The organism is Erwinia sp. SLM-02 (genome assembly GCF_037450285.1).
Classification (GTDB): Bacteria; Pseudomonadota; Gammaproteobacteria; order Enterobacterales; family Enterobacteriaceae; genus Erwinia.
Genome location: NZ_JAQISN010000004.1, coordinates 381,450 through 402,345 on the forward strand (window position 1 = coordinate 381,450; position 20,896 = coordinate 402,345).

19 protein-coding genes are annotated in these 20,896 nt (G+C 56.3%); 13 read left to right on the plus strand and 6 right to left on the minus strand.

The genetic code is table 11. The annotated features are described in order from the left end of the window. Nucleotides 1-25: 25 nt before the first annotated feature. The 4 genes from pckA to PGH32_RS20930 form a co-directional block, all read right to left on the minus strand. Nucleotides 26-1,642, minus strand: a complete 1,617-nt coding sequence (gene pckA / locus PGH32_RS20915) for a phosphoenolpyruvate carboxykinase (ATP) (protein ID WP_337895004.1) — start codon at nucleotides 1,640-1,642, stop codon at nucleotides 26-28. Nucleotides 1,643-2,214: 572 nt separating this feature from the next. After that, complete coding sequence (gene hslO / locus PGH32_RS20920; RefSeq protein WP_314425176.1) at nucleotides 2,215-3,093, minus strand: Hsp33 family molecular chaperone HslO; 879 nt, start codon at nucleotides 3,091-3,093, stop codon at nucleotides 2,215-2,217. 23 nt (nucleotides 3,094-3,116) lie between these two features. After that, entirely contained in the window at nucleotides 3,117-3,518 is a 402-nt protein-coding gene (hslR, locus tag PGH32_RS20925) for a ribosome-associated heat shock protein Hsp15 (protein ID WP_337895005.1), read from the minus strand. Nucleotides 3,519-3,634: 116 nt separating this feature from the next. Continuing rightward, nucleotides 3,635-5,773, minus strand: coding sequence for an intracellular growth attenuator family protein (locus PGH32_RS20930; RefSeq protein ID WP_314425180.1), 2,139 nt, complete (start codon nucleotides 5,771-5,773; stop codon nucleotides 3,635-3,637). Between the two features lie 402 nt (nucleotides 5,774-6,175). Between PGH32_RS20930 and nudE the strand changes: the two genes are divergently transcribed. Further along, the gene (nudE, locus tag PGH32_RS20935; RefSeq protein WP_314425181.1) at nucleotides 6,176-6,742 is read left to right on the plus strand and encodes an ADP compounds hydrolase NudE; all 567 of its coding nucleotides are present in this window, start codon (nucleotides 6,176-6,178) and stop codon (nucleotides 6,740-6,742) included. Between the two features lie 94 nt (nucleotides 6,743-6,836). On the opposite strand, the gene mrcA is transcribed toward nudE, so the two are convergent. After that, complete coding sequence (mrcA, locus tag PGH32_RS20940) at nucleotides 6,837-9,392, minus strand: peptidoglycan glycosyltransferase/peptidoglycan DD-transpeptidase MrcA (RefSeq protein ID WP_337895006.1); 2,556 nt, start codon at nucleotides 9,390-9,392, stop codon at nucleotides 6,837-6,839. A gap of 117 nt (nucleotides 9,393-9,509) precedes the next feature. Here mrcA and pilM point away from each other — a divergent pair, with 117 nt between their 5' ends. The 12 genes from pilM to trpS all read left to right on the plus strand — a co-directional run bounded on the left by pilM (nucleotide 9,510) and on the right by trpS (nucleotide 19,459). Next, nucleotides 9,510-10,337 (plus strand): pilus assembly protein PilM, encoded by an 828-nt coding sequence (gene pilM / locus PGH32_RS20945; protein ID WP_337895007.1) that lies wholly within the window; start codon nucleotides 9,510-9,512, stop codon nucleotides 10,335-10,337. Then, a complete protein-coding gene (locus tag PGH32_RS20950) occupies nucleotides 10,337-10,882 on the plus strand; it encodes a PilN domain-containing protein (protein ID WP_337895008.1) in 546 nt (181 codons plus the stop codon). The genes pilM and PGH32_RS20950 overlap by 1 nt, the downstream gene beginning before the upstream one ends. Then, a complete protein-coding gene (locus tag PGH32_RS20955) occupies nucleotides 10,875-11,372 on the plus strand; it encodes a HofO family protein (RefSeq protein ID WP_337895009.1) in 498 nt (165 codons plus the stop codon). The genes PGH32_RS20950 and PGH32_RS20955 overlap by 8 nt, the downstream gene beginning before the upstream one ends. Beyond that, nucleotides 11,362-11,718, plus strand: coding sequence for a hypothetical protein (locus PGH32_RS20960; RefSeq protein WP_337895010.1), 357 nt, complete (start codon nucleotides 11,362-11,364; stop codon nucleotides 11,716-11,718). Before PGH32_RS20955 ends, PGH32_RS20960 begins: the two co-directional genes overlap by 11 nt. Next, nucleotides 11,681-12,925 carry a DNA uptake porin HofQ gene (hofQ, locus tag PGH32_RS20965; RefSeq protein ID WP_314425194.1) on the plus strand — a complete coding sequence of 415 codons (1,245 nt, stop codon included), beginning with the start codon at nucleotides 11,681-11,683 and terminating at the stop codon, nucleotides 12,923-12,925. The genes PGH32_RS20960 and hofQ overlap by 38 nt, the downstream gene beginning before the upstream one ends. A gap of 390 nt (nucleotides 12,926-13,315) precedes the next feature. Continuing rightward, nucleotides 13,316-13,837, plus strand: coding sequence for a shikimate kinase AroK (gene aroK / locus PGH32_RS20970; protein WP_105594039.1), 522 nt, complete (start codon nucleotides 13,316-13,318; stop codon nucleotides 13,835-13,837). Nucleotides 13,838-13,890: 53 nt separating this feature from the next. Continuing rightward, nucleotides 13,891-14,979 (plus strand): 3-dehydroquinate synthase, encoded by a 1,089-nt coding sequence (gene aroB, locus PGH32_RS20975; protein WP_314425197.1) that lies wholly within the window; start codon nucleotides 13,891-13,893, stop codon nucleotides 14,977-14,979. A 101-nt stretch (nucleotides 14,980-15,080) separates the two neighbouring features. Beyond that, entirely contained in the window at nucleotides 15,081-16,067 is a 987-nt protein-coding gene (locus PGH32_RS20980) for an SPOR domain-containing protein (RefSeq protein ID WP_337895011.1), read from the plus strand. A 122-nt stretch (nucleotides 16,068-16,189) separates the two neighbouring features. Further along, nucleotides 16,190-17,008: an adenine-specific DNA-methyltransferase gene (gene dam, locus PGH32_RS20985; RefSeq protein ID WP_314425201.1), complete on the plus strand. Its 819-nt coding sequence runs from the start codon at nucleotides 16,190-16,192 to the stop codon at nucleotides 17,006-17,008. A gap of 85 nt (nucleotides 17,009-17,093) precedes the next feature. Further along, entirely contained in the window at nucleotides 17,094-17,780 is a 687-nt protein-coding gene (gene rpe / locus PGH32_RS20990) for a ribulose-phosphate 3-epimerase (protein WP_314425204.1), read from the plus strand. Beyond that, nucleotides 17,764-18,441, plus strand: a complete 678-nt coding sequence (locus tag PGH32_RS20995; RefSeq protein ID WP_314425206.1) for a phosphoglycolate phosphatase — start codon at nucleotides 17,764-17,766, stop codon at nucleotides 18,439-18,441. Before rpe ends, PGH32_RS20995 begins: the two co-directional genes overlap by 17 nt. 16 nt (nucleotides 18,442-18,457) lie before the next feature. Next, nucleotides 18,458-19,459, plus strand: a complete 1,002-nt coding sequence (gene trpS, locus PGH32_RS21000; protein ID WP_337895012.1) for a tryptophan--tRNA ligase — start codon at nucleotides 18,458-18,460, stop codon at nucleotides 19,457-19,459. Between the two features lie 44 nt (nucleotides 19,460-19,503). Here trpS and cysG read toward each other — a convergent pair whose 3' ends face one another. Continuing rightward, nucleotides 19,504-20,865, minus strand: a complete 1,362-nt coding sequence (gene cysG, locus PGH32_RS21005) for a siroheme synthase CysG (protein ID WP_337895013.1) — start codon at nucleotides 20,863-20,865, stop codon at nucleotides 19,504-19,506. Nucleotides 20,866-20,896: the final 31 nt, after the last annotated feature.

The window sequence follows — 20,896 nt, forward strand, 5'->3', positions numbered from 1 at the left end:
TGAACCGGTCCATCCTTTGACGTCGTTACAGTTTCGGCCCGGCTTTCACCAGCGCTTCACCGGCTTTGGTGTCGGTGAATTTATCAAAGTTATCAATAAACCGCTGCGCCAGATCGCGCGCCTTCACTTCCCATTCGGCTTCGCTGCCCCAGGTACAACGGGGATCCAGCAGGTTGCCATCCACACCCGGCAGTGCCAGCGGGATTTCCAGATCGAAGATGGGCAGCGTCAGGGTATCCGCTTTATCAATTTCGCCGCTTAAAATGGCATTGATAATTGCCCGGGTGTCCTTCAGCGATATGCGTTTACCCGTGCCGTTCCAGCCGGTATTCACCAGCCACGCCTGGGCGCCGGCGGCCTTCATCCTTTTTACCAGCACTTCGGCATACTGCGTTGGGTGCAGGGTCAGGAAGGCGGCTCCGAAGCAGGCAGAGAAGGTCGGTGTCGGCTCGGTGATCCCGCGTTCGGTGCCGGCCAGCTTCGCGGTAAAGCCGGAAAGGAAGTGGTACTGGGTTTGGTCGGCCGTCAGGCGGGATACCGGGGGCAGCACGCCAAACGCATCGGCGGTGAGGAAAATCACCTTTTTCGCGTGGCCCGCTTTTGATACCGGCTTGGCGATATTGTCGATGTGGTAAATCGGGTAAGAAACGCGGGTATTTTCCGTTTTGCTGCCGTCGTCATAGTCTACCGAACCGTCTGCCCGCACCACGACGTTCTCCAGCAGCGCATCGCGGCGGATTGCGTGGTAAATTTCGGGTTCGGCCTGCTCGGACAGCTTGATGGTTTTTGCGTAGCAGCCCCCTTCGAAGTTAAACACGCCGTCATCATCCCAGCCGTGCTCATCATCGCCAATCAGCCTGCGCCGTGGGTCGGTTGAGAGCGTGGTTTTTCCGGTGCCGGACAGGCCAAAGAATATGGCCACGTCACCCTGTTCACCCACGTTTGCCGAGCAGTGCATCGAGGCAATGCCCTTCAGCGGCAGCAGGTAGTTCATGATGGAGAACAGGCCTTTCTTCATTTCACCGCCGTACCAGGTGCCGCCAATCAGCTGCATCTTTTCGGTCAGGTTGAAGGCAACAAAATTTTCCGAATTCAGCCCCTGCTTCAGCCAGTCAGGGTTGGTGCACCTGGCGCCGTTCATCACCACAAAATCAGGTACAAAGTGAGCCAGACCCTCGGCGTCCGGGCGAATGAACATGTTTTTGACGAAGTGAGCCTGCCAGGCAACTTCAGTAATAAAGCGCACGCTCAGGCGGGTGTCGGGGTTAGCACCGCACCAGGTATCCACAACGAACAGGCGCTTTCCGGAAAGCTGACGAGAGACAAGGGATTTCAGCGATTGCCAGGTTTCCGGTGAAAGCGGGTGGTTATCATTTTTCCCTTTTCCTTCATCGCTCCACCACAGCGTGTTGCACGTGGTTTCATCGCGAACCAGATACTTATCTTTGGGCGAACGGCCGGTAAAAATTCCGGTATCCACGGCGACGGCACCAGACTGAGTGACGGTGCCGCGTTCGAAACCGGTTAAACCGGGTAGGGTTTCTTCCTTAAACAGCGTGTCATAATCGGGATTATGAACCACTTCTACCGTATCAGTGATGCCATAAGCGACGAGGTCCAGCGTGGGCAGGTCGTTGCGCATGTTACTGCTCCTTTCTCGGTTTTATACCACTTCAGAGTGTAAGTGTATTTCTGTTCCATCACCGTGATATGCCGCAAGTTACCTTTTGCAGGTCCGGGATCATCACGATCGGGCGCAGTTTACTCTCACCAGCGGAGAGAGAAAGAGGCAGAAGACAGAATTGAGAGACGAAGCATAAATCACTGAAAACAACCCGTTAGATTGTATTAAACGGGTGTAATATGCGTATCAAAAGGTGATTAGTAGTAATAAAAGAATGCTTTCTGGATGAAGATTTTATCATTTCATTAAGGCCTGGTATGACTGGATTTCGCGTAAATACAGCCATCACCCCCTGCTTTGATTGGGAAAACCAATTGATTTTAAAAATTTTTATTAATTATAAGCCAGCTCCATTGTTGCCGTTGCGGCGAAATTACCGGCGGCAAGCCTTCCCGAATTGCTTTTTAGTGTTAGATCTTTACCGGCAGGCGTTAGCTAACTAACGTGCTTAATTAAAAAAAGGGAGCAGTTAACACTGCTCCTTCAGATGACCGTTGAAACGGAATAACAACGTCAGAGATCTCTGCTAATCAATGAACCTGTTCCGCTTCGCCAGCCGAACCCTTGCGAATGGCGGCGATATCTACGGCATCATAAACATAATGCGTACCGCAGTAGTCACAATGCATATCGATCTGACCATCTTCTTCCAGGATCTGATTCACTTCCGCCTCAGCCAGCGTGGTCAGCACTTCGCCACAACGCTCACGAGAACAGGAGCATTTAAAAATCACGTTTTGCGGATCGTAAACGGTGACTTCTTCCTCGTGATACAGACGCCATAGCACCTCGTTGGCCGGCAGGCCGAGCAGCTCTTCGGTTTTAATTGTTTCGGTCAGGGTGGCGAGGTGATTGAACTCATCCAGGCCAGCATCCTGGGCTGGCAGCACCTGCAGCAGGATCCCTGCCGCGCCGGATAAACCATCGTGCTCACCGGTACGAATAAACAGACGCGTTGGCAGCTGCTCAGAACGCATAAAGTAGTCTTCCAGGCAGGCGGCAAGGGTATCGCCCTCCAGGCCAACCACGCCCTGATAGCGCTCACCCTCTTTCGGTGAAATGGTGATCACCAGGTAGCCGTTGCCGACCATCTCTTTCAGGCTGCTGCCTTCTGCGATCTCGCCCTGAGTTCGTGCCACGCCGCGCATTTCCTGCAGATGATTGCCGTTGATCACGACCAGATTCAGCGGACCGTCGCCCTGCAGCTGAACGGTGATATCGCCATCAAACTTCAGCGTGGCGGTCAGCAGGCTGGTTGCCACCAGCAGCTCACCCAGGATCTGCTGAACCGGCTGCGGGTAATCGTGCCCGCTGATGATATCGCGCCAGGTCTGGGATACGGTGACCAGCTCGCCACGCACGGCGTGGTTTTCAAACAGGTAACGGTGCATTTGGTCTTGCTGGGACATATCTTTTCTCTCGTTATGGCGGGTCATGCGTCGCCAGAATTTTTAAATTTCATCAGATCACGGCGCTCTTTTTTATCCGGTCGCCGGTCAGGATGCGGCATGCTGAGCGCGTTCATTTTTCGCGCCAGCGCCACTTTTTCCCGTTTTTCGATACTCTGTTCCGTTTCGCGGTACAGCAGCTGTGCTTCCGCTGCCGGCCCACGCTTATCGCTGACGGCCTGAATAACAACCGTGCGTTCATCGTTACCCTGGCGCAGAGTCAGTTCAGCGGCGACCTCAACCAGCTTGCTCGGTTTGCTGCGCTGACCGTTGTAATGGACTTTACCACCCTCGATCATTTCGCGTGCTGCGGCGCGGGTTTTATAAAAACGCGCGGCCCAGAGCCACTTATCAAGCCTGATCCCTTCTGTGGATTTTTCTTTCATCGCTGCTCCTGTCGGGAGCCCTTTATGTATGGGCCATTCCCGTTTCTTTCAAGTTGCAGGTGGGTATACGTAAAATATGGGGATAATCAGCCTTAAAAATAGCACAGATGCAGGGGTCAGAACATTGGCCGAATGGAGTGGATCTTACCCAGAGAGTGATTGAGGCAGGTGTCGTAATAGCGATGGATTTCCTGCAGGCGAATGCGATTGCGGTTCATCCGGCGCAGGGCCAGCAGCAGATTTATCGTCAGGGTTGCAGCCAGAATCAGCAGCAGCAGGCTGGTACCGAGATAGCGCCAGAGGGTAATGGAATTCGGTTCGCTGTGCAGGGCAATATGCCGGGTGCCGTTCGCATCGGTAGAAATATTGGTGACGATACCGTTCGCGGTAAACGGCGTTTGTAGCAGCATTCCCGCCAGGCGCTGCAGCTCCGGCCACTGATCGGGCGCATTGTAATCAAACAGGGAAACGGACGGTGCCGGGTGGCTGACCAGGGTACGGCCTTCATCGCTGTAGATCAAAAATCCTCCCGGAGGCGGGCTGTTAAGCATTTCCGCCGCGCGCCGCGTTTCGCGATAGAAGAATGTCGAGGTGGCCGTATTCACCAGATTTTCCAGCGCCTCAGCGCTCACCGGGCGCAGCAGTACGTTCATGCCGCTCAGCGCCCCTGAATTGGCGCGACGCACCAGCGTGGTCCAGTCTTTGGCGTTCCCCAGGTTGACCAGGGCGTTTTTTAAACGTACGCAGTCCAGCTTCTGGCTGCATAAATCCTGTGTTTTTATAACGATATCCGAAAAATCATCCAGCAGGATCATGCCGGATTTCTGAATCGCCGTGGCCAGCTGTGGATTCAGTTTCGGGTCGGTATTGGTTTGTGGATGGAGCTGCTGGCGAGTGGTGTCCAGCAGTGCCGTCGCTTTATCAATAATATCTGACTGCGGCAGAGGCAGGGGAGGGGCGTTATTCCAGTACAGCGCCGAGCAGTCAAATGGCATAAAGGCGTAGCTGCGATTACCCTGATAGGCCGCCGGAATGGAGCACATGCCGGTCCCCTTTACCTTGAGGCTGTCACCGACGTGCAGCGTCGTTTTTTCCAGGTCGGCAACCTGGGTCACCTGCAGACTGTCGGTGCCTTTAATCCAGGCCATGCTGAGCTTGAGCGGCATGCTGAGGGGGATGAGCGCAATCAGCAGCGTCATTACCACCAGCGCGCAGCCGGCCAGCACCACGTTCTTTCGCCAGCGCTGGAGAGGGAAATTACGCACTTCATCCTGCAGCGAGAGGAATCGGCCCTGACGAACAACGTGTCGGTTGAGGTAGATATCGATTTCAGTGGGTTGCCCGAGATCGTGCGCCAGATAATCCTGCCAGTGTGCGGGATAAATCAGATCGATACTGCCCAGCGAGATATTACTTGCCTGCCCCTGATTCGATTCGCCAAACAGACCCCAGCGCTTTGGTGCGCCTCTCAGGCAGTGTATTTCGCGCAGATCGCTGTCCGTCGGGCGGCGGTACAGGAACCAGCCGCTCACCAGCGTCATGGTGATACCGGCCAGAACCAGCCACGGCGTCAGCATAACGGGGCTGATCAGGCTAAAGAAGAACAGCAGCAGAGCCGTGCCAATCACCAGCGCTTCCCGTGTGCCTTCCGGGCGGCTTAATGCGTACTCTTCCGGGCTTTCTTTGCGGACGCTGAGTAACTCAATCTGCTCGCTTTCCGCTTTACGGATCGAGGCATTCTGCGCAGTGCTTCGCGGTACCGGGGCTAAGACGGGGGCATCCCAGTTGTACTCCGTCATCACATGGCCGTTCAGTGAGATGACCAGCGGGACAGTCTGCGTTTTGATTAACTCAACGTAGTTCTCGTCGGTGATGTACTGCTCCCACTGCGGGGGCAGGTGAACCTCGACCGCATCCAGGTAATAGCGCCATTTATGCGGTTCATCCGTAGACAGGCCGTAGCGCGTGATAGCGCGGGTCACGGGATAGACATTATTGCTTTGTGAAGTCAGCACCAGCTCTTCCTGAGTGCTGCTGGCACCGGTAGGCAAAATTGCGGCACGGCTGCGGGCCAGGGATGACAGGTAGCGTTCAACGGCCGCGCGCTCTTCGTCGCTCAGCTTACGTTGAGGGGGGCTCAAAAATGGCACGGGCTTAGCCAGCGGTGAACGGCGGCGTAGTGCATACCACAATACACCACCCGCTACGACTGAGCAGGCCAGCGTTGCAAGCAAGATGCTAACGAGTGTGCTCATGCTCCCCTTATTCCTGCCACAGTGCTCCTGTTACGGTTCTGGTGTAAGGCTTCGGTCATATCTAACCCAATAAGGGCGGGTTAAGATCGTGCTGACAGTCAGCGTTTAAAACACAAAAATTAATAAAAATCATAATATTAAAATTACAGCATGCCTTTCCTTGCTTAAATCTTACCAGGCATTTGCATGATTAAGAATCGGTATAATCCTATTTGCCACAGCTAAGATTGACTTTCATTAAAAGATTTTCCTCATATTAACAATGATTTGTTATAAATAAGCAAAATGATCCGTGCGATGATTGGCTTCCTGATGCGGCTACCGCACAATAGTGTTAATACGGTCAGCGTTCATTCCTGAACGAACGATGGCGCTTATCTTCGGCTTATTCCTGGGGCCCTTATGACCAGACAATTACAGAAACCTGAAATTCTTAACGTTGAGGCCGTTGCCCGCTCGCGGTTGTTTACCGTGGAAGCCGTTGATCTGGCCTTCAGCAACGGTGCCCGGCGTGTCTACGAGCGGATGCGTCCCACTGACCGTGAAGCCGTGATGATTGTGCCCATTATCGACAATCACCTGATCCTGATTCAGGAGTATGCGGTGGGCCTGGAAAGCTATGAACTTGGTTTCCCCAAGGGGCTGATCGATCCGGGTGAAACGCCGTTTGAAGCGGCGAATCGCGAGCTGAAAGAAGAGGCAGGCTTTGGGGCGCATCAGCTGGAACAGCTGGGCAAGCTCACCATGGCCCCTTCCTATTTTTCCAGCCAGATGAATATTGTGGTGGCCGAAGGCCTCTATCCGGAAAAACTGGAAGGGGATGAACCCGAACCGCTGCCGCAGCTGCGCTGGCCGCTGGACAATATGCTGGCACTGCTGGAAGAGCCCGACTTCCGCGAAGCGCGTAACGTCAGCGCCTTGTTCCTGGTGCGGGAATGGTTGGTGAAGCAGGGGCGTCTCAGCTACTGATCCGGATGGGAGTGTCGTCATATCACTGCGTTCTGACCAAAAAAAAAGAAGCCGGATTTCTCCGGCTTCTTCGTTGTTAAGGCGCAAAAAACAATCAGAACAGTTCGTGGGTTTCGCCATTATCCATCAGCGTGGTACCCACATCATGTACCGAGTATTCGGTCGGCTGCGTACCATTGATAAAGTACTCCTGACGCGTGTTACCGCCGCCGTTGGCCAGTTTGCCGGTGCTGCGATCGATGGTCACTGATACGATGCCTTCCGGCGGCGTCAGCGGCTGGACCGGTACGCCATCCAGCGCGGCCTGCATGTACTCATCCCAGGCCGGCTGGGCGCTCTTCGCACCGCCTTCATAGCCGGAAATCTGATCTTTAATCGCGCCGGAAGCCGTGCTGCGGCCAAGATCGCGGCGATGATCGTCAAAGCCAATCCACACTGACGTCACCACGCCAGGGCCGTAGCCGGAGAACCATGCATCTTTCGAGCTGTTGGTTGTTCCTGTCTTACCGCCAATGTCGTTGCGCTTCAGGTCGCGCCCGGCACGCCAGCCGGTACCCATCCAGCCCGGTTCACCGAAAATGTTCGAGTTCAACGCGCTTTTGATCAGGAACGACAGCGGCGTGTTGATCACGTGCGGTGCGTACTGCTGGTCGCCGTCCTGCTGGACCTGCTGCTGGGTCACCTGTTCAAGCTGAGGCTGCGGTACGGCATCGGTTTTACCTTCCTGCGAAACCGCAACGTTTTCCACGCTGTCTTCGCTCAGCGCCACCGCTTTTTGCGTTTCGCCGTAGATGACCGGCAGATTGCATTCCGGACAGGCCACTTTCGGCTTCGCTTCAAACACGTGGTTGCCCGCTTCGTCATCAATACGGGTGATGAAGTAAGGGTCGACCAGGAAACCGCCGTTGGCCATCACCGAATAGCCGCGCACCATCTGCAGCGGCGTGAAGGATGCTGAACCCAGCGCCAGAGATTCAGTATGGACAATGTTTTGCGCCGGGAAGCCAAAGCGCTGCAGGTATTCCGCAGCATAGTCGACGCCCATGGCGCGCATGGCGCGGACCATCACCACGTTCTTCGACTCACCCAGCCCCTGACGCAGGCGAATCGGGCCCGCGTAGGTGTTTGGTGAGTTTTTAGGACGCCAGTCGGCACCGGCACCGGCATCCCAGCGGGAAATCGGCAGGTCGTTCAGGATCGATGCCAGCGTCAGGCCACGATCCATCGCCGCCGTATAGAGGAATGGTTTGATGTTCGAACCGACCTGGCGCAGTGCCTGGGTGGCGCGGTTGAACTTGCTCAGCGTGAAATCAAATCCACCGACCAGTGCACGTACTGAACCATCGTGAGGATCGAGCGACACCAGCGAGGAGTTAACGTCAGGCACCTGCGACAGCATCCAGCCGTTATCCATCTGACGTACCCAGATCTGCTGGCCCGGCTGTAATACCTGGTTCACGGCGCGCGGGGTGGCACCCTGCAGCGTATCGGACTTGAACGGGCGCGCCCAGCGCACGGCATCCAGATTCAGATCCGTGGTGCTGCCGTCGCGCATTTGCACCGTGGCGGAATCGCTACTGCTCTGCGTGACGACCGCCGGGAACAAAGGACCGTACACCGGCAGAGACTTCAGCGTTTTCAGAATTTCAGCCTGGCCCCAGGCCGGTTCACCCGCTTTCCACAGCTCGCTGGCCGGGCCGCGATAGCCGTGGCGCATATCGTATGCCAGCACGTTGTCCTGCACCGACTTTTGCGCCGCCAGCTGGAGCTTACGGGTAACGGTGGTGTACACCTTGTAGCCGTCGTTGTAGGCATCCTCACCGTAACGTTTCACCATTTCCTGGCGCACCATCTCGGTCAGATACGGGGCCGAGAAGGCAATTTCCGGTGCGTGATAGTTGGCCACCAGCGGCGTGTTACGGGCCTCGTCATACTGCGACTGCGTAATGTAATGCTGGTCCAGCATACGTGCCAGCACGGTGTTACGGCGCTGTACGGCGCGTTCGTGGGAGTAAAGCGGGTTGAAGGTTGACGGTGCTTTAGGCAGGCCGGCAATCATCGCCATCTCACTCAGCGACAGCTGCTCAACGTTTTTACCAAAGTAAACCTGAGCCGCAGCACCGACGCCATAGGCGCGATAGCCGAGGTAGATTTTGTTCAGGTACAGCTCAAGGATCTCATCTTTGCTCATCATCTGCTCGATGCGAACGGCAAGAAAGACCTCTTTGATTTTACGCAGCAGGGTTTTTTCCGGGCTGAGGAAGAAGTTACGCGCCAGCTGCTGGGTAATGGTACTGGCCCCCTGCGAGGCATGACCGGACACCAGCGCGATACTGGCAGCACGGAAAATACCAATCGGGTCGACACCGTGATGCTCATAGAAACGGCTGTCTTCGGTGGCGATAAACGCCTTCACCATGGTCGGGGGGATTTGTTGCAGGGTCAGCGGGATACGGCGTTTTTCTCCGTACTGCGCGATAAGCTCATTATCGGCACTGTAGACCTGCATTGGCGTCTGCAGACGCACGTCTTTCAGCGTGGCGACGTCAGGGAGCTGAGGCTCTATGTATTTGTATAAACCATAGATCGAGCCGGCTCCCAGCAAGATGCAACACACTGCAAGGATCAATAAATACTTTACGAACTTCACCTGATATTTCCCATTAAGAGTCGATTGGGCAGTTTATAAACAATCGCGCGGTAGTATAAAGGCAAGCCAGTACCTTGGATACGTCCTTTTGTAACTGACGATAAGGAGATTCCGTCAATGGCTTTTCAGACATGGCAAGTCGGGTTGGATATACAAAACGGGCAGCTTTGTGCCATCGGTATCCAGCGCCGCCGCAACGGCTGGCAGCTGCGCCACTGGTGGCAGCATACGTTGCCGCAAGATACGTTAAGAAATGGCCTGGTGCAACGGCCAGAGATCCTCATCTCTATTCTGCAGCGCTGGCGAACCCTCCTGCCGTCGCGGATTGCACTGCGCGTGGGATTTCCGCCGCAGCTGGTGATGCAACGCCAGTTGAGCCTGCCCGCAACGCACCTGCGTGAAGCCGCACGTAGCGACTATATCCTCGCGGCGGCGAAGCGCTTTTTCCCGATTGAACCACACGCGCTGGCGCTGGATTTTCGCCTGAGCGACGGCAGTGAAAATCAGCTGACGCTGACCGCAACCCGGCGGGAAGCGCTGCAAGGCTGGCTGGACTGTTTGCAGCGGGTTGGGCTGGCTCCGGAGGTCATGGACCTGACCCCATCGGCACTTTCCGTACTGGCGAAGGCGCTGGCGCTGGGGCCGGACGTTACGCTGGTTCATCGCCTGAGCGATCACTGGCTGTGGTATTCCCCTCAGCACGGTGAGCGGCCCTGGGGATGGTGTCCGCTGGATGACGTTCCGGATTTTTCTGTACTTCAGCAGCGATACCTTCCGCCACAGGGAGCGGTCTGGTACAGCTCTGCACAGGATGATGTCCTGCCGGAGGGAACAACGGCGCTATCCCCCTTTGACGCTCTGCAATTCCTTCAGCCGCCGCTGCCGGTTCGCGGCGGGGCTTATGCCATTGCCGCCGGGCTGGCAATGCGGCCCGGGGATCGCTGATGGTCAGCATTAATCTGATGCCCTGGCGGGCCAGACGACAGCGGCAACAGTGGCAGAAATGGCGGCTGGTGGGCGCGCTGATGCTGGTGGTGCTCATCATGGCTATTCAGAGTGGATACGGGCAGCAGCGGCTGAATCATCAGCGGCTGGCACTGCTGAACTTCTGGCCGGGCGCACAGAAAAATGCCGCTGCGCTGCACGAACGCACTCTGGCTTTACAAAAGCAGCTTGCAGAGCAGCAGGAGGCGCAAAGGCTGCAAGTTTTGCAACGGCAGGATCTCACCCGATGGAGGGATTTTGTCGCGCGGCTGAGTGCGGAAATACCGCCGGATATCTGGCTGAGCGCGCTGGTGAAAAACCAGCACAGCGTCTCGCTGAAGGGATTTAGTCGCAGTGTTGCTGAACTTCACCAACTGCGCGACAGGCTGCACCAGCAGCGGGATATACCGTCGGTAAAACTGGGGGCGCTTCGCCGCGATCCGTCTGCCGGGGTCACTTTCAGCATGCAGCTCAGTCTGGCAAATCAGGAGCCGAATCATGAGTAGCCGCTGGCTGACGGGCTGGCTGGACGCGGATATCAAACTCCGCCTGCTCAGCGCCATTGGGGCCGGAACGCTGGTGAGCCTGCTGGTATGGCAATTCTGGCTGCGCCCGGTGCAGCAAGCGTCACAGCGGCTGGACCGGCAGATGCAGGAACAGTCATTTCGCTACCAGCAGCACCTTGAATCGCTGCGCCGCCTGCCGCCGCGTTATCAGCTGGAACAGCAGATAAAAGCGCTGGGTGAGCAGACCGTTGCGAGACAGGGTGCGCGCTTTTCATTGCCTCTCCTGCTGGCGGCCAGCGGCGGGGAGCTTGAGCACTGGCAGCCGGGTGACAGCGGTGGTGAGCTGGCGATCCGTTTGCAATGGCAGCAGTTTACCGCTCTTCTCGGCTACCTGATGACCCTGAGTCCGGCAGTGACGATCCCGTCCATGACGCTACAGGGGCAATCGCCGCGGCTGCATCTGCTGATTCAACTGCACTATGAAATTTAGCGCGCCGATCGTTTTACTGTTGGCGCTGAATGCCCAGGCGCGGGATCCGTTTTTACCTGCCGGTGCCGGGCAATGCACGGCAGAAAAGATGTCGCCGGCTGTCTGGCAGCTGCAGGGCGTTATCGGGCAGCCGGGCCATTTTGAGGCATGGCTGTTATCCCCTGCAGAACAGCGGCTGCACGTCAGGGTTAACGATCGGCCCGGTGGCACGGCATGGCGGGTGACAAATATCGATCTGATGAGCATCACGCTGGTGGACGAACGGGGCTGCCAGGGGCCGCTCCGGCTGACGTTAAAAGGAGAACGGCATGATAAGGATAATCGCACTCACCCTGCTTCTGGCTAGCGCACTGTGCAGAGGCGCCGCGCCGATTTCTCTGGCGTTTGAAGATGCGCCAGTCGGCCAGGTTTTGCAGGCGTTAGCAGAGTACCAGCAGCTTAATCTGATGGTGTCACCCGAAGTGAATGGCTCACTGACGCTGCGTCTGCACGATGTCCCGTGGCAGCAGGCGCTGGATCTGGTGATGAAAATGGGCAGGCTCAGCATGGAGCGAGAAGGCAATGTGATGCTGGTGTTTCCCGAGGAGCATGAAAAGGAGCAGCAGCGGCGGGCCGAAGCGCAAAGGCAGGCGGCGGAGCTGAACAGTCCGCTGCATACCCGAACGGTTATCTTCAAGTACGCAGACGCCGCGACGCTCAATGCCAGCCTGCAAAATGAGCGCAGCCGGCTGATGACCGAGCGCGGCAGCGTTACGCTGGATACCCGCACCAATGCGCTGTTATTGCGCGATACGCACCGCGCGCTGGAACAAACCATCCGCTGGCTGCAGCAGCTGGATGTGCCGCTGGAACAGGTTGAGATTGCAGCCCAGATCGTCACCATCAGCGAAGAGAGGCTGCGCGAGCTGGGAGTAAACTGGGGATTAAGCGGCGAAGAACAGGTGACGGAGGCTTTGCGGGCCAGCCAGCTGCGCGTGGACCTCGGCGTGGCCCGGCCTGCGGGTATGATTGGACTGACCCTGGCGAAGCTGGACGGCCGGCTGTTAGATCTGGAGCTGAGCGCCCTGGAACGCGAGCATCAGGCGGATATTATCGCCAGCCCGCGGCTGTTCACCTCCCACCAGCAGACGGCGAGTATCAAGCAGGGAACTGAAATTCCCTATGAGGTGGCGACCGGCAACAGCGGCTCGACGACCATGGAATTTAAGGAAGCGGTGCTCGGGATGGAAGTGACGCCGGTGGTGCAGGGTAATGGCCGGATTTTACTGAAACTCCATATCAGCCAGAACGTACCGGGCCGCACTATGCGCAGCGGCGACAACGAAGTCCTGACGATTGATAAACAGGAGATAGACACGCAGGTTGCGCTAAAGGACGGACAGACGCTGGCGCTGGGCGGCATTTTCCAGCAGCAAAGTGCCACAGGGCAGACGCGGGTTCCGCTGCTGGGGGAACTCCCTCTGTTGGGTGGGTTGTTTCGCCACAGCGTGCGTGAGCAAAAAAGGCGAGAATTAGTGATCTTCATCACGCCACGGCTTATTCACAGTGATTAAAGATTCTTGCCAGAAAAAACATGACCTGTATGTTTTTTCCTGAATTGGTTACGGTTGCGTTTGACGCAAGGGCTGAATTAGCTTACAAGGTTTAGCGATTTTGAATATCAGGCCAGTGGCCTTAAGTAGCGAATGCATTTTAACCGTTTTTTATCGCGCGCAACCGGCGTAGCCGATGCAACCATATCCGGCTGATAAATGAAGCGGACTGAAACGTGCCAGATTACTGCGTGCAATGAGCAAGGTAAATTTAATCGGTTGCCAAAACCCCTTCAGTGTTGAGATAATTTTTCGTCTGACTCTCGCACTTTAGCTCATGAGGTTTCAGTTCATGTCCTGTCTGGTTTAGGCGGGGTATCATCCACGAATTGTCTTAGTAATACCGAAAAAATGGCAGAGAAACGCAATATCTTTCTGGTTGGGCCTATGGGTGCCGGCAAAAGCACTATTGGGCGTCAGTTGGCTCAGCAACTCAATATGGAATTTTTCGATTCCGATCAAGAAATTGAGCGACGTACCGGAGCGGATGTGGGCTGGGTTTTCGACGTCGAAGGCGAAGAAGGCTTCCGCGATCGCGAAGAAAAAATTATTAATGAACTCACTGAAAAGCAGGGCATTGTGCTGGCGACAGGTGGCGGTTCCGTCAAGTCTCGCGAAACGCGCAATCGTCTCTCCGCTCGAGGTGTAGTCGTTTATCTTGAAACCACTATTGAGAAACAGCTGGCACGTACACAGCGCGATAAAAAGCGCCCGTTACTGCAGGTTGATTCTCCACCACGTGAAGTGCTTGAAGCATTAGCCGGTGAACGCAATCCTATGTATGAAGAGATTGCCGACGTCACGATTCGCACTGACGATCAGAGCGCGAAAGTGGTGGCTAATCAAATTATCAACATGTTGGAAAAGAGCTGATTGATGCTCTGATTGTTCGCCTGCGGGCAAAGCAGAAAAGGTGATACAGCGTCATGGAGAGGATTACCGTAACTCTTGGGGAGCGTAGCTACCCCATCACTATCGCCGCCGGATTGTTTGCAGATCCGGCTTCTTTTTGGCCGCTTAAGGCTGGCGATATGGCCATGCTGGTGACAAACCAGACGCTGGCCCCTCTTTACCTTGATGCAATGCGTGAACGCCTGGAGCAGGCGGGTGTGGTCGTCGATCAGGTGATCCTGCCTGACGGCGAACAGTTTAAAAGCCTTGCCGTCATGGATCAGGTTTTCACCGCCCTGCTGGAAAAACCGCACGGCCGTGACACGACTCTGATTGCACTGGGCGGTGGCGTTATTGGCGATCTGACCGGATTTGCCGCTGCCAGCTATCAGCGCGGCGTGCGTTTTATCCAGGTTCCTACCACCCTGCTGGCGCAGGTAGACTCTTCCGTTGGCGGGAAAACCGCTGTAAACCATCCGCTGGGCAAGAATATGATCGGGGCGTTTTATCAGCCTGCATCCGTCGTCGTTGATCTGGACTGCCTGAAGACGCTGCCTGCTCGCGAGCTCTCTTCCGGACTGGCGGAAGTGATCAAATACGGCATTATTCTTGATGGTGAATTTTTCAGCTGGCTGGAAGCGAATCTGGATGCCTTACTGGCGCTGGACGGCAGTGCCATGGCGTACTGTATTCGCCGCTGCTGCGAGCTGAAGGCTGAAGTTGTGGCCGCCGACGAGCATGAACATGGACAGCGGGCGCTGCTGAACCTCGGGCACACCTATGGTCATGCGATTGAAGCGCATATGGGCTACGGCAACTGGCTGCACGGTGAGGCGGTTGCCGCCGGCATGGTGATGGCCGCGCGTAATGCAGAACGTCTTGGGCAGTTCAGTCCGGCGGATACCGACCGCATTATCGCGCTGCTGCAGCGTGCCGGGCTGCCGGTTAACGGCCCCGAAAGTATGGCTGCCGCCGACTATTTGCCGCATATGATGCGCGACAAAAAAGTCCTGGCGGGCAAGCTGCGTCTGGTGTTACCGCTGGCTATCGGCAAAGCCGAAGTGCGCAGCGGAGTGCCGCATGATATGGTGTTGGCATCGATTCAGGATTGCCAAAAGCCTTGACTCATAATGTTATTATCAGGTCAGCCCGATGGCTGCTATTCTGAAGTTATCGCTTTTCATACGGAAGTGAACGGCGTAACCGCTCTGTGGGAGGAGGCTAAATGGACGAGTTTAAACCGGAAGACGAGTTAAAACCTGACACCAGTGACCGCCGACCACCGCGGTCGCGCAAAACGTCGTCACTACCAAAAGTACCGGTGTCACGCCAGCATATGATGATGGGCGTGGGTATTCTGGTGCTGTTGCTCCTGGTGCTGGGTATCGGTTCTGCACTGAAATCCCCGGACAGCCCGAGTGGACAGACTGCGCAGCAGCCTCCTGCCGGTGGAACCAGTGGTTCCGGTGGGGAAAAGAATATCGACCTTTCCGGCGCCTCGTCGATGAGTGGGCAGACCGCTGGCCAGCCTGCGGCTGGCGGACAAGCGTCGTCTCCGCAGGAGCTCAGCGCTTCGCAAATCTCGCCGACACCTACCGAAGCCGCACCGGTCCAGACCCCGCAGAATCAGCAGCGTGTTGAGTTGCCCGGTGACCTGAATAACGCCTTAAACAATCAGCAGGGACAAGTTGATGCGGCCTCTCAGGCCGGTATCGGTTCATCCTCGCTGCCGACAGGGCAGGCTACCGTTGGCGGCTCCGGCAGCAAACCGGCTACGACGAAAACGGCGAGTGCTCCGCATCAGAGCGCCGTACCGCAGAATAAGCCGGCAGCGGCGCATAAGCCTGTAGCCAGTAAGCCGGTGATGAGGGAGACTAAACCTTCTGCCACCGCCAGCCACAGCGCTGCCCCGCGTGCCCAAACGCCGTCCACCGCGTCCGGCACGGCGAGCCCCGCGGGTAATTATACGCTGCAGCTGAGCAGCGCCTCGCGTTCTGACACATTGAATGCGTGGGCAAGAAAGCAGAACCTGAGTGGTTATCACGTCTATCAGACAACGCGTAATGGGCAGCCCTGGTATGTTCTGGTCAGCGGTTCTTACACGACGTCCGCTGAAGCCAAGCGTGCGGTGGCAACACTGCCTGCTGAGGTGCGTGCTCAGAATCCCTGGGTGAAACCGGTGAGCCAGGTAAAAAAAGAAGCAGGAAAATAATCCCGTGCCGGGGCAACCCGGCTTTTCATGAAGTGTGAGTGTGTGACGACACGCAGACCTTTCAAAGCGCAGATATGCTGTCGGTGTAGCCACAGCCTGATGAGTAAAAAATTAACGACGGCATGAAAAAGAATCGCGCTTTTCTTAAGTGGGCAGGCGGCAAGTATCCATTGCTTGACGATATTAGACGCCATCTGCCAGAGGGTGATTGCCTGATCGAGCCGTTTGTCGGTGCCGGATCGGTATTCCTTAACACCCAGTATCCAAGCTATATCCTTGCTGATATCAATAGCGACCTGATTAACCTGTATAACATCGTCAAGGAACGCCCTCAGGCTTTCGTTGAGGACGTGCGCAAGCTGTTCACTATTGAGTCGAATGACTCCGTCGTCTACTACGCCAGGCGACAGGAGTTTAATCTCAGTCAGGATCCGTATCGCCGCGCGATGCTGTTCCTGTACCTCAATCGCCATTGTTACAACGGTCTGTGTCGGTATAACCTGCGCGGCGAGTTTAACGTCCCGTTTGGCAGCTACCGCAAACCTTATTTCCCCGAAGCCGAACTGTACTGGTTCGCCGAACGTGCGCAGAATGCGACCTTTGTTTGTGAATCTTATGATGTTACCCTGGCTAAAGCGTCAACGGGTGCCGTCGTGTATTGCGATCCTCCCTATGCGCCTCTTTCGGCTACCGCCAAGTTTACGGCCTATCACACCAACAGCTTCAGCATGCGTGAACAGCAGCATCTTGCTGAACTGGCTTCTGCCCTGTCGCAGGACAGCAATATTACGGTGCTGATTTCCAATCATGATACGCCGCTAACGCGGAACTGGTATCAGGGGGCGGTACTGCATGAGATCGAGGTACGGCGCTCGATTAGCCGCAGTGGCAACACGCGGAGTAAAGTGAGTGAATTACTGGCGCTGTATTCTGGCCGGTGAACAACAATGATCTGACCCTCAGGCCTGCGTCGCAGCCGCACTGGCTGCTTTCACGGTCGTCGGGGGTTTAGCCTGGGAGAAACGGATGAAACAGTTTTTAATCGCCCCTTCAATCCTTGCAGCAGATTTTGCCCGACTGGGTGAAGATACGGCGAAAGCGCTGGCTGCCGGCGGTGATGTGATACATTTCGATGTGATGGATAATCATTACGTTCCCAACCTGACGATGGGGCCGATGGTGTTAAAAGCCCTGCGCGATTACGGCATTACGGCGCCGATTGATGTGCATCTGATGGCTAAACCGGTCGATCGTCTGATCCCTGATTTTGCTAAAGCGGGTGCCAGCTATATCACCTTCCACCCTGAAGCCTCTGAACACGTCGATCGCACGCTGCAGCTGATTAAAGAAAACGGCTGTAAAGCGGGCCTGGTGTTGAATCCCGCTACGCCGCTCAGCATTCTTGAGTACGTGATGGACAAGCTCGATATTATTCTGCTGATGTCGGTGAATCCGGGCTTCGGCGGCCAGTCGTTTATTCCCGGCACGCTGAACAAACTGCGTGAGGTGCGTAAGCTGATTGATCAAAGCGGTTACGACATCCGTCTGGAAGTTGATGGCGGTGTGAAGGTCGATAATATCGGCGAAATCGCGGCGGCCGGTGCTGATATGTTCGTGGCCGGGTCGGCGATTTTTGGTCATCCCGATTACAAAAAAGTGATCGATGATATGCGCACTGAACTGGAAAAATCCCGCCATGGCTCATTTCACTGATATTCGCGCACTGGCCTTCGATCTGGATGGCACCCTTGTAGACAGCGCCCCGGGCCTGGCGAGTGCGGTTGACGCAGCATTAATCGAGCTTCAGCTGCCAGCGGCTGGGATAGAGCGTGTTTCCACCTGGATTGGCAACGGTGCCGACATTCTTATTGAACGTGCTCTGACATGGGCGCAGGGCCATCCGCCGCGTGAAGAAGCGCTGCGTGAAGCGCGTATTTTGTTTGATCAACATTATGCCGACACGGTCGAAGGCGGCAGCCTGCTGTATCCCGAAGTGAAGGAGACGCTGGCAAAGCTGGCGGCGCACAATTTGCCGATGGCGATTGTCACCAATAAACCCACGCCGTTTGTTGCCCCGCTGCTGCAGTCCTTAGGCATCGCAGAGTATTTCTCGCTGGCGATCGGCGGTGATGATGTGGCCGCGAAGAAACCGCATCCCGCGCCGCTGTTTATGGTACTGGGAAAATTTGGCCTGCTGCCTGGAGAGTTACTGTTTGTGGGCGACTCCCGCAATGATATTCTGGCGGCACAGGCGGCAGGATGTCCCTGTATCGGCATGACATACGGCTACAACTATGGCGAGCCCGTGGCCACCAGTCAGCCTGACATCACGCTCGATCACTTTAACGATCTAATGCCCGCGTTAGGGCTGTAATTATCAGGACGGAAACATGAAACCCATTGTATTTAGCGGCGCACAGCCTTCAGGTGAACTGACCATCGGTAACTATATGGGAGCGCTGCGTCAGTGGGTACAGATGCAGGATGACTTTCACTGTGTTTACTGCATCGTTGACCTGCACGCGATTACCGTGCGCCAGGATCCGGTTGCGCTGCGTAAGGCAACGCTGGATACGCTGGCACTCTATCTGGCCTGCGGTATCGACCCGCAGAAAAGTACCATTTTCGTGCAGTCACACGTGTCGGAACACACTCAGCTTGGCTGGATCCTGAACTGCTACACCTACTTCGGTGAACTGAGCCGTATGACCCAGTTCAAGGATAAATCCGCACGCTATGAAGAGAACATCAACGCCGGGCTGTTCGATTACCCGGTGCTGATGGCGGCAGATATTCTGCTGTATCAAACCAACCAGGTGCCGGTCGGTGAAGATCAAAAGCAGCATCTGGAGCTGAGCCGTGACGTTGCCGCGCGCTTTAACGCGATTTATGGCGATATCTTCAAGATTCCTGAGCCGTTCATTCCAAAATCCGGTGCCCGCGTGATGTCGCTGCTGGAACCGACCAGGAAAATGTCTAAGTCCGATGACAACCGCAATAACGTTATCGGTCTGCTGGAAGATCCGAAATCGGTGGTGAAGAAAATTAAGCGTGCGATGACCGACGGCGATGAGCCACCAGTCATTCGCTACGATGTGAAAAACAAACCGGGTGTGTCTAACCTGCTGGATATTCTGGCGGGCGTCACCGGGAAGTCGGTATCGGATCTGGAAAAAGAGTTCGACGGCCAGATGTATGGTCACCTGAAGGGTGCCGTGGCTGATGCGGTATCCGGCATGCTGAGCGAGCTGCAGGAGCGCTATCACCGTTATCGCAACGATGAAGCTTTCCTGGATCAGATTATGCGTGACGGTGCGGCGAAAGCCCGCGCACGTGCCCAGGAAACTCTGAAAAAGGTTTACGCTGCCGTCGGTTTCGTCGCTCAGCCGTAATCCTGAATGCAAAGTGGGTGGCCTGCGGGCACCCACTTTGCTTATCAGAACCAGCTTAGCTGCTCGCGCAGCGCCACCACCTCACCGACGATAATCAACGCCGGGCTTTCCACTTCCTCCGCCAGCTCCGCCAGTTCTGCCAGTGAACCCGTGACCACACGCTGACGCGTAGACGTGCCGTTTTCTACCAGTGCGACCGGCATTTCCGCTGACATGCCGTGTTTCATCAGCTGTAGACGAATTTCGGCCGCCTGGGCCAGCCCCATGTAGAACACCAGCGTTTGCCGTTCCGCGGCCAGATGCTGCCACTCCAGTTCGCCGTTTTGCTGCAGGTGGCCGGTAACCAGCCGCACGCTCTGTGCGTAGTCGCGGTGGGTCAGCGGGATCCCACTGTAGGCGGAACAGCCTGAGGCGGCGGTGATGCCGGGCACCACCGAGAAGGGGATATCCGCCCCCTGCAGTGCCTCCAGCTCTTCCGCACCACGGCCAAAGATAAACGGATCGCCGCCTTTCAGGCGCACCACCCGTTTGCCGCTCTGCGCCTGTTGCAGCAGGATCTGATTGATTTCGTGCTGGGGAACACAGTGATGGCCCGCACGCTTACCGACAAAAATGCGTTCGGCATCCCGGCGCGCCAGGGCCAGCACCTCATCGGATACCAGCCGATCGTAGACCACCACATCGGCCTGCTGAATCTGCTGAAGCCCCTTGAGGGTTAGCAACCCGGCATCGCCCGGCCCGGCACCCACCAGCACCACTTCGCCTCGCTGCTCCAGCGGTTCATTAAACAGCTGTTCGCTCAGCTGTTCTACCTGTCGGCTGTCACCGTTGGCCAGCGACTGCGCCAGCCGCTGGTGGTTAAACAATTTTTCCCAGAAACGGCGGCGCTGCCCCTGGCTGAACTGCTGTTTTACCCGCTGTCGCTGGGCTCCGCCCCAGGCCGCCAGTCGGCCAAGATGCAGAGGCAGTAACGCCTCCAGCTTTTCGCGCAGCATCCGGGCCATGACCGGCGCATTGCCGCCCGAGGAGACGGCAATCATCAACGGAGAACGATCGATAATTGACGGCATAATGCAGCTGGCGCTCTGCGGCGCATCCACCACGTTACAGAACATCCGGCGTGCGTCTGCGCTCTGGCTGACATGCTGGTTCAGCGCTTCGTCATCGGTAGCGGCAATGACCAGCCAGCAGTCGTCAAGCAGCTCCGGGCTGAACGGGGTGGTAATCAGGGTTGCTTTACCTTCCTGCTGCCAGAGTTGGAACTGCGCTGAAAACTCGCGGGCGCACACGCGCAGGGCGGCACCGCTTGCCAACAGCAGATGGGCTTTGCGTTCGGCAACGTCACCCCCCCCAACCAGCAGACAGGGTTTATCTCGTAGCTGACAAAACAGAGGAAGAAAATCCATAACGACTCACAAAAGAAAACGGCAGGAAGGG

What these genes read in the sequence shown, in the direction of transcription:
- pckA (WP_337895004.1), bottom strand. Translation starts at nt 1,642, where the DNA reads ATGCGCAACGACCTGCCCACGCTGGACCTCGTCGCTTATGGCATCACT.
- hslO (WP_314425176.1), bottom strand. Translation starts at nt 3,093, where the DNA reads ATGTCCCAGCAAGACCAAATGCACCGTTACCTGTTTGAAAACCACGCC.
- hslR (WP_337895005.1), bottom strand. Translation starts at nt 3,518, where the DNA reads ATGAAAGAAAAATCCACAGAAGGGATCAGGCTTGATAAGTGGCTCTGG.
- PGH32_RS20930 (WP_314425180.1), bottom strand. Translation starts at nt 5,773, where the DNA reads ATGAGCACACTCGTTAGCATCTTGCTTGCAACGCTGGCCTGCTCAGTC.
- nudE (WP_314425181.1), top strand. Translation starts at nt 6,176, where the DNA reads ATGACCAGACAATTACAGAAACCTGAAATTCTTAACGTTGAGGCCGTT.
- pilM (WP_337895007.1), top strand. Translation starts at nt 9,510, where the DNA reads ATGGCTTTTCAGACATGGCAAGTCGGGTTGGATATACAAAACGGGCAG.
- PGH32_RS20950 (WP_337895008.1), top strand. Translation starts at nt 10,337, where the DNA reads ATGGTCAGCATTAATCTGATGCCCTGGCGGGCCAGACGACAGCGGCAA.
- PGH32_RS20955 (WP_337895009.1), top strand. Translation starts at nt 10,875, where the DNA reads ATGAGTAGCCGCTGGCTGACGGGCTGGCTGGACGCGGATATCAAACTC.
- PGH32_RS20960 (WP_337895010.1), top strand. Translation starts at nt 11,362, where the DNA reads ATGAAATTTAGCGCGCCGATCGTTTTACTGTTGGCGCTGAATGCCCAG.
- hofQ (WP_314425194.1), top strand. Translation starts at nt 11,681, where the DNA reads ATGATAAGGATAATCGCACTCACCCTGCTTCTGGCTAGCGCACTGTGC.
- aroK (WP_105594039.1), top strand. Translation starts at nt 13,316, where the DNA reads ATGGCAGAGAAACGCAATATCTTTCTGGTTGGGCCTATGGGTGCCGGC.
- aroB (WP_314425197.1), top strand. Translation starts at nt 13,891, where the DNA reads ATGGAGAGGATTACCGTAACTCTTGGGGAGCGTAGCTACCCCATCACT.
- PGH32_RS20980 (WP_337895011.1), top strand. Translation starts at nt 15,081, where the DNA reads ATGGACGAGTTTAAACCGGAAGACGAGTTAAAACCTGACACCAGTGAC.
- dam (WP_314425201.1), top strand. Translation starts at nt 16,190, where the DNA reads ATGAAAAAGAATCGCGCTTTTCTTAAGTGGGCAGGCGGCAAGTATCCA.
- rpe (WP_314425204.1), top strand. Translation starts at nt 17,094, where the DNA reads ATGAAACAGTTTTTAATCGCCCCTTCAATCCTTGCAGCAGATTTTGCC.
- PGH32_RS20995 (WP_314425206.1), top strand. Translation starts at nt 17,764, where the DNA reads ATGGCTCATTTCACTGATATTCGCGCACTGGCCTTCGATCTGGATGGC.
- trpS (WP_337895012.1), top strand. Translation starts at nt 18,458, where the DNA reads ATGAAACCCATTGTATTTAGCGGCGCACAGCCTTCAGGTGAACTGACC.
- cysG (WP_337895013.1), bottom strand. Translation starts at nt 20,865, where the DNA reads ATGGATTTTCTTCCTCTGTTTTGTCAGCTACGAGATAAACCCTGTCTG.